At 39.0% G+C, this 13,378-nt stretch carries 13 protein-coding genes; 10 read left to right on the top strand and 3 right to left on the bottom strand.

Annotation, left to right across the window (positions count from 1 at the left end):
* Positions 1-2: 2 nt before the first annotated feature.
* The 7 genes from B9Y87_RS07675 to B9Y87_RS07645 all read left to right on the top strand — a co-directional run bounded on the left by B9Y87_RS07675 (position 3) and on the right by B9Y87_RS07645 (position 7,176).
* Positions 3-1,244, top strand: coding sequence for a glycosyltransferase (locus B9Y87_RS07675; RefSeq protein ID WP_085498468.1), 1,242 nt, complete (start codon positions 3-5; stop codon positions 1,242-1,244).
* 74 nt (positions 1,245-1,318) lie between these two features.
* Entirely contained in the window at positions 1,319-2,164 is an 846-nt protein-coding gene (locus B9Y87_RS07670) for a 1,4-dihydroxy-2-naphthoyl-CoA synthase (RefSeq protein ID WP_245808676.1), read from the top strand.
* A gap of 244 nt (positions 2,165-2,408) precedes the next feature.
* Positions 2,409-3,026 (top strand): DEAD/DEAH box helicase, encoded by a 618-nt coding sequence (locus B9Y87_RS07665; RefSeq protein ID WP_085497801.1) that lies wholly within the window; start codon positions 2,409-2,411, stop codon positions 3,024-3,026.
* A gap of 636 nt (positions 3,027-3,662) precedes the next feature.
* The gene (locus tag B9Y87_RS07660; protein ID WP_085497799.1) at positions 3,663-4,475 is read left to right on the top strand and encodes an FRG domain-containing protein; all 813 of its coding nucleotides are present in this window, start codon (positions 3,663-3,665) and stop codon (positions 4,473-4,475) included.
* Positions 4,476-4,540: 65 nt separating this feature from the next.
* The gene (locus tag B9Y87_RS07655) at positions 4,541-5,002 is read left to right on the top strand and encodes a 3D domain-containing protein (protein ID WP_245808675.1); all 462 of its coding nucleotides are present in this window, start codon (positions 4,541-4,543) and stop codon (positions 5,000-5,002) included.
* Positions 5,003-5,042: 40 nt separating this feature from the next.
* Positions 5,043-5,702, top strand: coding sequence for a peptidoglycan recognition protein family protein (locus B9Y87_RS07650; protein WP_085497795.1), 660 nt, complete (start codon positions 5,043-5,045; stop codon positions 5,700-5,702).
* A 4-nt stretch (positions 5,703-5,706) separates the two neighbouring features.
* Positions 5,707-7,176: a M14 family metallopeptidase gene (locus tag B9Y87_RS07645; RefSeq protein ID WP_085497793.1), complete on the top strand. Its 1,470-nt coding sequence runs from the start codon at positions 5,707-5,709 to the stop codon at positions 7,174-7,176.
* A 2-nt stretch (positions 7,177-7,178) separates the two neighbouring features.
* Here the strand turns inward: B9Y87_RS07645 and B9Y87_RS21915 are convergent, their stop codons facing one another.
* Positions 7,179-7,346 carry a hypothetical protein gene (locus B9Y87_RS21915; protein ID WP_176225613.1) on the bottom strand — a complete coding sequence of 56 codons (168 nt, stop codon included), beginning with the start codon at positions 7,344-7,346 and terminating at the stop codon, positions 7,179-7,181.
* A gap of 347 nt (positions 7,347-7,693) precedes the next feature.
* On the opposite strand from B9Y87_RS21915, the gene B9Y87_RS07640 reads away from it, so the two are divergent.
* On the top strand, positions 7,694-9,508 hold the full coding sequence (locus B9Y87_RS07640) for an alkaline phosphatase (protein WP_245808674.1): 1,815 nt from the start codon (positions 7,694-7,696) through the stop codon (positions 9,506-9,508).
* 100 nt (positions 9,509-9,608) lie between these two features.
* Here the strand turns inward: B9Y87_RS07640 and B9Y87_RS07635 are convergent, their stop codons facing one another.
* Both B9Y87_RS07635 and B9Y87_RS07630 read right to left on the bottom strand, forming a co-directional pair.
* Complete coding sequence (locus B9Y87_RS07635) at positions 9,609-10,436, bottom strand: OmpA/MotB family protein (protein WP_085497792.1); 828 nt, start codon at positions 10,434-10,436, stop codon at positions 9,609-9,611.
* A 156-nt stretch (positions 10,437-10,592) separates the two neighbouring features.
* Positions 10,593-11,684, bottom strand: a complete 1,092-nt coding sequence (locus B9Y87_RS07630; RefSeq protein WP_085498462.1) for a vWA domain-containing protein — start codon at positions 11,682-11,684, stop codon at positions 10,593-10,595.
* A gap of 340 nt (positions 11,685-12,024) precedes the next feature.
* Here B9Y87_RS07630 and B9Y87_RS07625 point away from each other — a divergent pair, with 340 nt between their 5' ends.
* Together B9Y87_RS07625 and B9Y87_RS07620 are read left to right on the top strand one after the other, a co-directional pair.
* Positions 12,025-12,735 carry a 6-phosphogluconolactonase gene (locus tag B9Y87_RS07625; protein ID WP_176225612.1) on the top strand — a complete coding sequence of 237 codons (711 nt, stop codon included), beginning with the start codon at positions 12,025-12,027 and terminating at the stop codon, positions 12,733-12,735.
* Between the two features lie 174 nt (positions 12,736-12,909).
* On the top strand, positions 12,910-13,371 hold the full coding sequence (locus B9Y87_RS07620; protein ID WP_085497788.1) for a (2Fe-2S)-binding protein: 462 nt from the start codon (positions 12,910-12,912) through the stop codon (positions 13,369-13,371).
* Positions 13,372-13,378: the final 7 nt, after the last annotated feature.

Raw genomic sequence — 13,378 nt, 5'->3', positions numbered from 1 at the left:
AAATGGACAAAAAAATGTTGATCATTGGCTATGTATGGCCAGAGCCCAATACAACGGCTGCTGGGGGAAGAATGCTGCAATTGATCCACTTCTTTTTAGGTCAGGGTTACCAGGTAACCTTTGCGAGCACTGCGGCAGAAAGTGAATATTCCTATGATTTATCGAGCATTGGAGTAAGTAAACAATCAATTTTACTCAATCATTCCAGTTTTGATAATTTTTTAAAGGATATAAATCCGGATATCGTTCTTTTTGACCGTTTTATGATAGAAGAACAATTTCGATGGCGTGTAGCCAAAAATGTACCAAATGCCCTACGGATTTTGGATACCGAAGATTTACACTCCCTTAGGAACAGTAGACATCTTGCCTATAAAAAATCCATTCCCTTTACCGAGCAATTTTGGTTGGACCAAGACCAGACAAAAAGGGAAGTGGCCAGTATTTACAGATGTGATCTCAGTTTGATCATTTCCTTACATGAAATGGAGCTTCTGACCATGACCGTTAAAATAGACAAAAGCTTACTATTGCACTTACCTATGATGTATGATGCAATTGATGGGAAACAACAGAACAATTGGCTCCCATTTGAACAAAAAAAGGATTTTGTCTGTATCGGCAATGGGAAACATGCTCCTAATATAGACGCAGTACAGACCCTTAAAAAAGACATTTGGCCCCTTATCCGCAAGGAATTGCCCCTTGCCAATTTATTTGTACATGGAGCTTATATGCCCGAAAGCATTAAACAATTGAACAGCCCAAAACAAGGGTTTTACATTATGGGACATGCCCATGATGCGGATGAGGTTATATCCACAGCCAGACTTAATCTGGCGCCCCTAAACTTTGGAGCGGGAATTAAAGGCAAACTACTAAGTGGCATGTTAAACGGTACTCCCAGTATTACGACGAAAATTGGCGCCGAAGGCATCTGCGAAAACATGCCGTGGAATGGAATTATAGCCGATAATGCGAAGACTTTTGCGAAGGCTGCCGTTTTACTGTACCAGAATGAAGCGGAGTGGTACAGTGCCAGGGAGAATGGAATTGCCATTATTAATGGCGTTTACAACAAAACTTTGTTACAACAGAGATTAAAGGATACAATAGAGTTGCTTGCCAAGAATATAGAATTGCACAGAGCTGGCAACTTTATTGGCAATATGCTGTTGCACCATACCATGGCCAGTACCAAATTTATGTCCAAATGGATCGAGGAAAAAAATAACCATCCATAATTGGGAAAAAACCTTGGTGGAATTTTACCAAAATAAAGAGTATTATCTTTGATAACTGTTAAACCATTTTTGAAATGCAGAAAAAAATTGATTGGAAAGTAGTTAAGGAATTTGAGGATATCACTTATAAAAAATGTGATGGCGTTGCCCGAATAGCCTTTAATAGACCAAATGTTAGGAATGCTTTTAGGCCAAAAACTACAAGCGAATTATACCAGGCATTCTATGATGCCCAGGAAGATACCAGTATTGGGGTTGTGTTACTTTCTGCCGAAGGTCCGTCTACCAAGGATGGGGTATATTCCTTTTGCAGTGGAGGGGACCAAAAAGCTAGGGGACATAAGGGTTATGTTGGGGAAGACGGCATGCACCGCTTAAATATTTTGGAAGTACAGCGATTAATAAGGTTTATGCCCAAAGTGGTCATTGCCGTGGTACCGGGTTGGGCCGTTGGGGGAGGCCATAGTTTGCATGTGGTCTGCGATCTTACTTTAGCAAGTAAGGAGCACGCCATCTTTAAACAAACGGATGCGGACGTAACCAGTTTTGACGGTGGGTACGGATCGGCCTACCTGGCCAAGATGGTGGGACAAAAAAAGGCCAGGGAAATATTTTTCCTAGGTAGAAATTATTCGGCCCAGGATGCTTTGGAAATGGGCATGGTAAATGCGGTTATCCCCCATGAGGAATTGGAAGATACGGCTTACGATTGGGCCCAGGAAATACTTGAAAAATCGCCAACCTCCATTAAGATGCTAAAATTTGCCATGAACCTTACCGACGACGGAATGGTAGGGCAGCAGGTATTTGCAGGGGAAGCAACAAGATTGGCCTATATGACGGAGGAAGCAAAAGAGGGAAGGAATGCCTTTTTGGAAAAACGAAAACCAAATTTTGGTAAGAACAACTGGATCCCTTAACCCTTTAATTTTACAAAACCTTAGAAACTAAAAAGAGCCTTGTCTTTTAGGACAAAGCTCTTTTACGAGAACACTATATGAAAATGAAAAATCTTTTATTTCTTTATTACATAGCCAAAGTAGTATAGATAACCTTGATATGGAAACTATTGTTGTGAAGTGGTCAAAAGTTGTGGTTTGGCAAGGGAAACTTGTTATCTGCCAAAATAAAGGATTAAAAAATTGAAGTAGTTAATATCAATATATGGCATTCAAAAAAATACAGGAACAGTTAAAAGTGGCGTTGGAGCAACAGGGAATTAAAGAACCTCTTCCATTTCAAAAAGCAATCCTCTCAAAGATTAAAGGAGGGGGCAATGTTTTTGGAATAGCCCCCGACGGTGCCGGTAAAACTACCTCCATCATAATTAGTACGCTTCAAAAATTAAACTGTGCTGCTTTTGAAGAGGCTCCAAGAGCTTTGATCTTTGTTAAGGACAAAGATGCCGTATTGGCCCTGCAAAGTGAATTTGAACGCTTTACAAGAAGAATGGATCTGCGCATATACCCAGTATACGAGGAGCACAATATTGAAGCGCAGAGAAATGAAATTTTTGAGGGAGTGGATATTGTTATTGCCACCCCAAAAAGATTGAGCAAAATCTTTTACCTCAACGGTATTAATCTAGGGAAACTAAAGTTATTTATTGTAGATGACTCGGAGTTCTTGTCCAAGCCCAGCCCTTTTTCCGATGTTATCCGGATCCCTGAAAGCTTGGACAGGTGTCAGTATGCTATTTTTTCCACCAAGTTCGATCACCGTATGGAGCGGATGCAGGAATTGTTTATGGCCAATGCACAGATAGTTGAAGTAGGGGAGTGATCCAAGGTACCAATATATTAATAAAACAATTGTTTCATATTTAATGGCAATCCCTAAAGGCCTAAAACTAAAAAGAGCCTTATCCTTTGGGACAAAGCTCTTTTACGAGAACACTATATGAAAATGAAAAAATTATTATTTCTTTTTTATTACACTGCTAAAGTAGGATGCTTGTGCGCTGTTATGAAATTAATGTTGGGAAATAGGTCATTTATGTGGTGAAAGGGACATTATATGATATTTTCAAAATTTACCGACATCAAAAATAGGGGACTAGTCGTTTTAAAAGGATGTAGGTGGATTTAATAATTGTACAAAAAACTTTTCAGAATACAAGGATCGGCCTCCGTTCCATATACTTTTTGCAAAAAATGCCGAACTGAAGAGCCGCCTAAGAATTTTACATAACCAAGCTTTTGCAATTACAAGCGAACACTTTTTATTATCTTTAATACTTGCTATCTATCCAATAGACTGAGTTATCCTGGCGTATGAAAAAATGGTCGTCGTTTTTGTTTATATCGGAATAGAAGTGCATCGCCCCAAACAAGTCCAGGCCTCATCACTTATAGTGGCTATAGATTATGTAGTATAATGGGGATCCAAGTTGGGTCCATACTTAAATTATTCAGATAAATGGCAGATTTCGAATTATTTGAACCTAAAAGTTGGCTGGAACTACAAGCATATTTGTTCAATGAAAAGGACAATAAGATCGATAGATTTCGATCTCCATATGCGTATAGGGGGGTCTATAATGCCCAATTTGGATTAGAGACAAGCCTTCAAAGATTGGGGAGAATTCCGTCTAAGGTAGAAGCCACCATGATCAGAAACTTCAGGAAATACTCGCCCATTAACACCTTGATCGATGATTATAACAACCTTTGGAACTGGATCTCCTTGGGACAGCACCACGGACTTCCTACAAGACTAATTGATTGGACCCACTCCCCAAATGTTGCACTACATTTTTTAACAGAGGATATGGGCACCTATAATATGGATGGAGCTATCTGGATGGTAAACTATGTAGCCCTAAGGGAACACCTGCCGGAGGAACTCAAAACGCCCATTTTAAGCAAGGATATTTTCTATTTTAGCTCTATGGAACTAAAACAGACGATAGGTAATTCTATAGAGGAACTATATGATTTTTCAAGTAGGAACACCAATACCATGATATTTTTTGAGCCACCATCCCTTGATGACCGTATCATAAACCAATTTGCCCTTTTTTCATTTATGCTAGATCCGGATTCCAGTCCGTTGGAATGGCTTAAAAACCATCCCAAATATTTAAAAAAAGTAATTATTCCATCAGGTTTAAAGTGGGAAATAAGGGATAAGTTGGATCAGGCAAACATTACCGAAAGAATCATTTATCCCGGCTTGGAGGGAATTTCCAAATGGTTGAAAAGATGGTATAGCGATAAAAACAAAATCTAGTAATTAGTAATTTACTTATTACCAATACCTCTATGTAAAGGGGGTATTAATCCAAAAAAATCGGTGTGAATAATAGTGTGGGTACATTGTGTTTTAAGGGTCGGAGACGAACAATATGGTTGGTGTGGACAGCCGTGCTTTTTACCATGGCTTCCTGCAAGGAAAAAATTGTGGATGATGGTTATATCTGGAAAAAACTTAGGGTAACTGCCACGGCATATAATTCCTTTCCTTCACAAACCTCTAAGATCCATCCAGGAATTACCGCCTGGGGCGATTCCATAAAACCGGGAATGAAAATAATTGCCGTTTCCAAAGACTTGATTCCCTTGGGTTTGGATTACAATACCCAAGTAAAAATAAAAGGGGATAGCAGTATTTATCTGGTGAAGGATAAAATGCATTCCAAATGGAAAAATAGGATCGACATCTATATGGGGGAGGACAAGGAAAAAGCCTTGCAATGGGGGCGAAAAAAAATTACCATCCAATACAGGGTAAAAAGGGATTCCACGGAAATGAAATGATATTGTATCTTTATTCCCTAAGTTTATATGCCTACCAATAATGAAGAAAATAGTTCTCTTGTATTCCCTTTTTATGTCCATTTCATGTTCCGTACATCATGAAATAATAGACAAACCCATTATTTTTAACGAAGAGCGAAAAGATCTCACTTTGGAATATATGTCGGATCATTATGGTCTTGTCCAAGAAGAACCGCTTATAACGCCCAAGATGGTAGTACTGCACTGGACCGTAATCCCCACTCTGGAAAAATCGTACCAGGCCTTTGAGCTGCCTACCTTACCGGATTGGAGGCCAGAGATAAGCTCCGCCAGTGGTTTAAATGTATCTTCCCAATTCCTTGTAGATCAAGACGGTACAATTTACAGGCTTATGCCGGAAACCACTATGGCCAGACATGTGATTGGTCTAAACCATTGCGCCATTGGTATTGAAAATGTTGGGGGAACCGGGGATGCCAAACTCACCAGGGCACAATTAAGATCCAACAAATGGCTGGTGAAATATTTGAAATCCAAATATGATATAGATTATGTGATAGGTCACTATGAATATACCCTATTTGAAGATCATGAATTGTGGTTGGAGAAGGATGAAGGGTACAGGACCGTAAAAACCGATCCTGGAGAAAAATTTTTAAGAAGAGTAAAAAGAGCTACCAAAAAACTTAATTTTAAACCTACACCAATTGCAAAATAATCATATGACATCATATAAATTCGCCCTTATCATTTGTTTACTAATTGTATTTTCAAGCTTTGGGCAGGAAAAGGATTTTACTTCCAACTTGTATACGACTTATGAAAAATACAAGGAACCTTCTTTGGATAAAAGAAGGATAAAACACAATAATATTCAGCCACTTATCACCAAATTATCCGTCAACCCAAAATTTAAGGTAAAGGTTGTTGGAAAATCCATAGAAGGGCGCAGTCTTTCCCTAATAAGTATTGGTACGGGAACTACAGATGTTTTTCTATGGTCACAAATGCACGGGGACGAGCCCACGGCCACCCAAGCTATATTTGATATTTTCAATTTTTTGACCAGTAGCGATTTTAAAAGTGAAAAGGAAAACATTTTAAAGAATTTAAAGTTGCACTTCTTGCCTATGCTCAATCCGGATGGGGCAGAAGTTTATCAAAGGAGAAATACCTTGGGAATAGATATCAATAGGGATGCACTTTCCTTACAGTCGCCCGAGGGAAGGACCTTAAAAAGGGTAAGGGACAGTTTGGATGCGGATTTCGGTTTTAATCTTCATGACCAGATCACTTATTACAACGCGGAAAGGACAGATAAGCCCGCTACCATTTCCTATTTGGCGCCTGCTTTTAATTATGAAAAGGATATCAATGAGGTACGGGCCAATGCCATGAAGGTTATCGTCTATATGAATCAAATTATTCAAAAATATGCCCCGGGACAGGTAGGGCGCTATAATGACGATTTTGAGCCTAGGGCCTTTGGGGACAACATTCAAAAATGGGGCACAAGTGCCATTTTAATAGAATCTGGAGGTTATAAAAGTGATCCGGAAAAACAGGAAATTAGAAAATTGAACTATGTTTCAATTCTATCCGCCATCTATAGTATCGCCAATGGCAATTATAAAAACATTCCCATTTCGGAATACGACAAAATCCCCGAAAATGACCGAAAACTGTTCGATCTAAAACTCAATAACCTTACATACAACTTGTTGGGGAAAAATTATACTTTGGATGTGGGGATACACCAATTGGAGGTTGATGACGCATCGCACAAAACCTATTATAACAGTAGCAGGGTAGTGGACCAAGGCGATCTATCTACCTATTATGGATATGAAACCTTGGAAGGAAAGGGATACACTATGGTAGGAGGAAAGGTATATCCAAAAATCCTAGCCTCTATAAAAGAGGTGTCCCAATTAAAAGCTTTGGATTTACTACGATCGGGCTTCACCTACGTGAGGGTAGAGAACATTCCCAAAGGTGAAAATTATGTATCCTTTCCCTTAAATGTAATAGGAAAGGATTATAAAGTTCCGGAATTTAAAATGAGGGTAGGCGTTATTCCGAATTTTATACTGGAACAACAGGGCAAACCTCGGTATGCCGTTATCAATGGATTTCTGATCGACCTAAAATCTGGGGAAGGGAATTTTAGGAATGCACTAATATTACGTTAGTACTAATATCCAAAAGAAATCCGCACACTATCCCCATAGGCAAGTATCCAGTAAAGCATTGTAAATAGGATGCATACAATACAGGCGAAAATAGTTATGGCCAGGCCCTTAAACCCATGGGATAGTTCACTGATGGCACTATACTTAAAGATGTCGTTGATTACAACCATGATATTCTTTTTTAAGTGTTACAAATTTTAGTCTTTAGCATTCGTTACGAACATAGGTTGATAAGGGTTGTTATTATTAAAACAATTATCTCGCCAAAAACCCTACCATCAAGTATGTTTATATGATTTAACTTCTTTGGAGGTCTTTCCTGATATCATTTGTAATGGGCAATATTAGGGACGGATTATTTCTTGGTTAACTTAACCTTATCTTACAATTTCTACAGATTAATTATTTTGTTTTGTTTAAATTGGTCAAGTCCATTTTATTTCACTGGCAATTTAACGGTCAAGAAAGTTTTTTGCACCATAAATTTTAACATCGATAGACCTAAAAATCAATTTCAATGCTTACTACCAATCGCTTTTTTTTATTTATGTTTTTACTGTCCCTTCAAATCGTATTGGGTCAGAAAACAAATTCATTTAAAATACATTCCCATAATGATTATTTGCAAACGGCACCCTTCTGGGATGCGTATGCACATGGTGCCAACTCTATTGAGGTAGATGTATTTCTTAAAAATGACACTTTATATGCTACCCATGACGAGAAAGATATTATTCCAAGCCACACCATGGAAAGCTTGTATTTGGGCCCAATGAACAATGTTATGGAACTACAGCTTGGCGAACACCAGGAGTTGCAGCTATTGATAGATATAAAATCGGAAACCTACTCGACCCTGAAAAAAATAGTGGATGTATTGGAAAAGTATCCCAACATTATCAATAATCCCAATATTAGCATGGTCATATCGGGAAACAGGCCACAACCGGAAGAATACGGGAATTATCCGTCTTTCATTAAATTCGATTATCAGACCTTGGAGCATATTCCCAACAAGGAGGCCTGGGACAAGGTAGCCTTAATTAGCTTGCCATTTTATAAGTTTTCCGGATGGAACGGAAAAGGAAGACTAACTGAAGGGGATTTGCACAAGGTAAAGTCTACCATAGACAAGGCGCACTCCTACAACAAGCCCTTCCGTTTTTGGGCTACTCCAGATTCCAAGACCGCTTGGAAGGCCTTGCATGATTTAGGTGTGGACTATATTAATACGGACATGCCGGACAAGGCATCGGTATATTTGGAAACATTGGAAAACAGGGTTTTTTACAACAAGGCCAAATCCAATGTTTACAAACCTACTTACAAGTCCGACCAAACTGAAAAGTCTGTAAAAAATGTAATATTGCTCATCGGTGATGGCAATGGGCTTACGCAAATTTCTTCATCGGTATTGGCCAATGGCGGTAGCCTTACCCTGACGCAGTTGAAAAGCATAGGGTTTATTAAAACGCAATCCTCGGACGATTTCACCACAGACTCCGCTGCTGCAGGTACCGCCTTGGCCACGGGGACCAAAACCTATAATAGGTCCATTGGTATGGCTCCTAACGGCCGACCCCTAAGAAATATTACCGAATTATTGGATCAACATCAATTTGTAACCGGATGTATCACTACGGATAAAATTGTGGGAGCCACCCCAAGTTCATTCTATGCCCATCAAAAGGACAGGGACGATACCGAGGGTATTGCCAAAGATTTATTGAATAGCAGGCTCTCCCTTTTTGTTGGGGGAGGGGAATCCAGTTTTAGCCATGCGAATCTTGAGGGGAACGGTTTTTCAATTTTGAAGGACGTTCATGAACTTGGAACAAGCAAGAAGGATAAAATAGGATTGTTCATTGCCCAAAATGATGTTCCAAGCTTTTTGGAAGGCAGGGGGAATATACTGGCGGAAGCCACTAGAAATGGGCTTGAATTCTTAAATGGCAAGAAAAAACCATTTTTTTTAATGGTGGAAGCTGCACAAATAGACTCCTATGGACATAAGAACGAAGTAGCGGGCATTGTTACAGAGGGGATAGATTTTGACGTGGCTATAGCCGAGGCCATAAAATTCGCGGATAAAACTGGTAACACATTAGTGGTCATAACTGCAGATCATGAAACATCCGGGTTTACCATGCCTCAGGGAAATATGGAAATGAGTATGGTGGAGGGCGACTTCACTACCGATGACCATACGGCCACCATGGTTCCTATTTTTGCTTACGGACCCCATTCACAGGAGTTTCAAGGTGTTTATGAAAACAATGAAGTTTTTCACAAAATATTAAAGGTGCTCAATATAAAGGAATCCCAGAAATAGAATAAACCCATCTCAAGTTCCCAAAATTTACGGAACAAAAAACCCGATGCCATGCATCGGGTTTTTTAGCTAAACAATAATTATAGTTAATGGTAGTGTTCTATAATGATTCAGCATCCAAAAGTGCGAAAAACTTATCCAAATTTGGAATAATTACAATTCTAGTACGTCTGTTAATGGCCATATTCTCCTTGCTATTGTTTTCTACCAAAGGCATATAGCTGCTTCTGCCTGCAGCGATTAAATTAGCAGGATCAACATTGTATTTGTTCTGCAAAAGTCGAACAATAGACGTGGCTCTTTTCACACTAAGATCCCAGTTATCCTGGAACATTTCGGTATTAATGGTTCTGGAATCCGTATGCCCTTCCACCATAACTTCCATACTAGGCTCGGAATTGATAACTTCGGCCAATTTTGCCAATATGGTGTTGGCTTTATTGCTTACCCTATAACTCCCGGAATTGAACAATAATTTATCCGAAATATTGATCATCACAACAGTTTTGTTGATATCTACAATAACATCATCTTCCTCATCGGAAATGGATTTCTTCAAATTATAGGAAATAGCTAGGTTCATGGAATCTTCCAAGGTTTGGGCCTTTGCCAATTCACTGGGATCTATTTTGGCCAAAGTAGCCCTCATTTTTTTCTTGGTGTTGTTGCTCATTACGGCAACATCATCAATAGAGGAATATTGGGAATCATTAATTTCCTGTAGAGAATTTATTTTTTCATTGTATTCCGCAACTCTTGCCTCAATTTTAGAGACTTTGGATTCCAATTCCTCTTTCTCCACTTGGGTTTTAGTCAACATACTTTTGGTATTGGACAAATCCCCTTCCAAGGCTACATATTTTTTCTTAGATACACAGGAGGCTAATACTGCCATACCCATTAAACCAACTAACGTTACTTTTTTCATTTCTTAATTGTTAAAAATTTACAAATAGTTTTCTGTAAGGTTATACGGTCATTTAGCAAAAAAAGACGTTTCGCGCTGAATATATTTTAACAAAAAAAAAGAGCATCAAATTAATTTGATGCTCTAACTTTTTGATATAAAGAAACTTAAGGCTAGTTATTCACAACCTCCCGTAAATCCTTTTGCGTTAAATTTTGTTTGTACCGCTCCCTGTCTATTCCCTTCCTTTACTTGAATGGCAAGATTGTTTTCACCGCTTCCATCACGTTTTGGACTACAGTATTCAAAAAGGTAAAAACTATTGGCCTGTTCCGAAACCCTGAAGGAAATATCGTTAAATGTTGTTTCCAACTGCTCCTTATTCCCGGCAAATACACTAAATGTCTTTCCTATTTTTCCCAAAACATCGGTATCAATTTCGGCTCCCAAACCTATACTGAAGAAAGCAATGTTCTTGTTGGCATTATCCACCTTTTTCAAAGCTGCAGATTGGGTATAACGGGAAGCCTGATCGGTACCATCGGTAAAAATAACCACCGAGGCAGCGCCGATTCGGTCATTGGTAGTACTTGCCGCCAATAACTTTTCCGCCTTGTCCGTAGCTTTGATCACGGCACCGTATAGATCGGTGGAAGGATCATTGCTAATATTGGCGTTAATCCCATCAATAGAATTTAAAAGGTCCTGTTTAACATGGGTCAATTCGTTGAGCACATGCAATTTATCCTCCCCATCAAACCAATAAATGGCCATTTTAAAGGATTCCGTATCGGATACAGGCATAACATTGTTTACGAAACTTGCGGAAGCCGTTTTTAATTCTTCCATACTACTACTCAAAACACTGTTACTCAAATCCAGCACCAAAATAGTATTGTTATTAAAAATTTGTGAATTGGGGGAAATCCTGGCAAAGGATTCCGTTGTAGAAATGGTGCTGAAACATTCATCATTCCTACCCTGCTCATAAATGGTAAACTGGTTTGCCGTCAATCCAGGGACCGGATCTCCGTCTGTATCGGACACCTTAAAAAAGATGGATACTTTACCCGGCAGAGTGGTATATTGATCTTGTATGGACAATACCAATTCGCCATCGCCTAAATTTAGACAATCGTCCACAGGTTTGCCAAGACCCAGATCGCCGCCTCCATTTACGCCGAATTCCACATCGTCATCCGCATTTCCACAAGATACAAATAAGGCTAAACTGAAACAGATAGCCGCTAACTTAATATATAATTTCATTTTCATAATTTTTAACGTTCACCTAGCAGAACGTTCAAAACTATTTAAAATTATACTTCTTTTAAAATTAGGTGTTAATATTTGTTAAAGACTTTATTCACATTCTAAAGTGTCCCATTTAAAAGGTGTCCCGAAACATAGATGAGATAATTTTTTATAGGGCCATCCCAGAAAATAGCGCATAATCCTGCTTATTGGAAAATCTGAAGCCTATCTTGCCAACCAAAATAATGTGCTTTAATATGTAAAAGGTAGAAATGAAAACTTGGCTTACATGCCCTTGCAATGCCAAATTTTTGTATTTTACATATCCCTGCGGAGGTTAATGCCCGGGTTTGTTATGAATATATACTACTGCGACGATTATGAGGGTATGAGCCAAATGGCTTTTGATTCCCTTTTGGCCAATTTAAAAGCAAAACCACAGCAATTGATCTGTACCGCTACGGGCTATTCGCCCAACAGGCTTTATGAAAAAGTAGTGGCGTCCCATAAAAATGATCCCAAGATTTTTAAGGAAATAAAAATTATAAAACTGGATGAATGGGGTGGGACCAATGGACATTATAACAGTACCAATGATTATTATCTTGAAGAAAAACTTTTGGAACCTTTGCAAATTCCAAAAAGAAATTATTTGGCTTTTGATAGTAGCCCAACGGACGCAAAAAAGGAATGCTACCGGATGGAAAACGAAATCCAGGAACATGGTCCAATAGATATTTGCATCCTAGGTCTAGGAAAAAATGGACATTTAGGATTTAACGAACCATCAAAAAACCTGATTCCCGATTGTCATATTGCCAACTTAAGCGAGTCTTCCTTAAAACATCCCATGGCCAATAAAATGCAGACCAGGCCTTCATATGGCTTAACCTTGGGCATGGCCAACATTCTAAAATCTAAAAAAATTATTCTGCTGGTAACCGGTCCTAGCAAGAAAAAAGCCATAAAAAAATTATTGAACAGGGAAATAACCACCTACCTACCTGCTTCCTTTTTATGGTTGCATCCCAATGTAGAATGTTTTTTGGATAAAAGTTCGCTTTAGATTTGGAGGATTCCACTTATCCCAATCTTTATTAAAACATATTTGTTGTACTACAAAACAAATGTTATCAATTAACGGAAGGCACCCCTTAACAAACTGTTAAAATGACATAGGCTTGCCGTAATTTTGGTAACTTGTAGAGTATTTATTTTAACAACCTATAAAACAGCGACCATGCCAAAATTCGAAATCAATGTAAACGGAGTTTCCAAAAATGTAGATGTTGCCGAAGATACCCCGTTATTATGGGTACTTCGAGATCATTTGGATTTGGCAGGGACAAAGTATGGCTGTGGGATTGCCCAATGTGGGGCCTGCACTGTTCATTTGGATGGCAAAGCGGTAAGAAGTTGTTCTTTGCCCATTGCTTCCATAGCGGAACAGAAAATCACCACAATTGAAGGACTTTCTGAAAAGGGAGACCACCCCGTTCAGTTGGCCTGGAAAGAGGTAGATGTTCCCCAATGCGGTTATTGTCAGGCTGGTCAAATCATGACAGCCTCTGCCTTCTTGGACCATAATCCCAATCCGACCTCGGACGAAATTAAAACGGCCATGCATGGCAACATTTGCAGATGTGCTGCCTACACCAGAATTCATAGGGCGGTAGAAATTGCCGCTACCAAAATAGGTTAGGCTATTC

This window comes from Arenibacter troitsensis, assembly GCF_900177645.1.
Taxonomy (GTDB): Bacteria; Bacteroidota; Bacteroidia; order Flavobacteriales; family Flavobacteriaceae; genus Arenibacter; species Arenibacter troitsensis.
Note: the sequence above shows the minus strand (reverse complement) of the source record. Positions and strands in the feature narration are given on the sequence as shown.

Excerpts from the sequence above, each read along its gene's own strand:
- B9Y87_RS07645 (WP_085497793.1), top strand. The coding sequence starts at position 5,707 with ATGACATCATATAAATTCGCCCTTATCATTTGTTTACTAATTGTATTT.
- B9Y87_RS07620 (WP_085497788.1), top strand. The coding sequence starts at position 12,910 with ATGCCAAAATTCGAAATCAATGTAAACGGAGTTTCCAAAAATGTAGAT.
- B9Y87_RS07650 (WP_085497795.1), top strand. The coding sequence starts at position 5,043 with ATGAAGAAAATAGTTCTCTTGTATTCCCTTTTTATGTCCATTTCATGT.
- B9Y87_RS07660 (WP_085497799.1), top strand. The coding sequence starts at position 3,663 with ATGGCAGATTTCGAATTATTTGAACCTAAAAGTTGGCTGGAACTACAA.
- B9Y87_RS07675 (WP_085498468.1), top strand. The coding sequence starts at position 3 with ATGGACAAAAAAATGTTGATCATTGGCTATGTATGGCCAGAGCCCAAT.
- B9Y87_RS07630 (WP_085498462.1), bottom strand. The coding sequence starts at position 11,684 with ATGAAATTATATATTAAGTTAGCGGCTATCTGTTTCAGTTTAGCCTTA.
- B9Y87_RS07635 (WP_085497792.1), bottom strand. The coding sequence starts at position 10,436 with ATGAAAAAAGTAACGTTAGTTGGTTTAATGGGTATGGCAGTATTAGCC.
- B9Y87_RS21915 (WP_176225613.1), bottom strand. The coding sequence starts at position 7,346 with ATGGTTGTAATCAACGACATCTTTAAGTATAGTGCCATCAGTGAACTA.
- B9Y87_RS07665 (WP_085497801.1), top strand. The coding sequence starts at position 2,409 with ATGGCATTCAAAAAAATACAGGAACAGTTAAAAGTGGCGTTGGAGCAA.
- B9Y87_RS07670 (WP_245808676.1), top strand. The coding sequence starts at position 1,319 with ATGCAGAAAAAAATTGATTGGAAAGTAGTTAAGGAATTTGAGGATATC.
- B9Y87_RS07640 (WP_245808674.1), top strand. The coding sequence starts at position 7,694 with ATGCTTACTACCAATCGCTTTTTTTTATTTATGTTTTTACTGTCCCTT.
- B9Y87_RS07625 (WP_176225612.1), top strand. The coding sequence starts at position 12,025 with ATGAATATATACTACTGCGACGATTATGAGGGTATGAGCCAAATGGCT.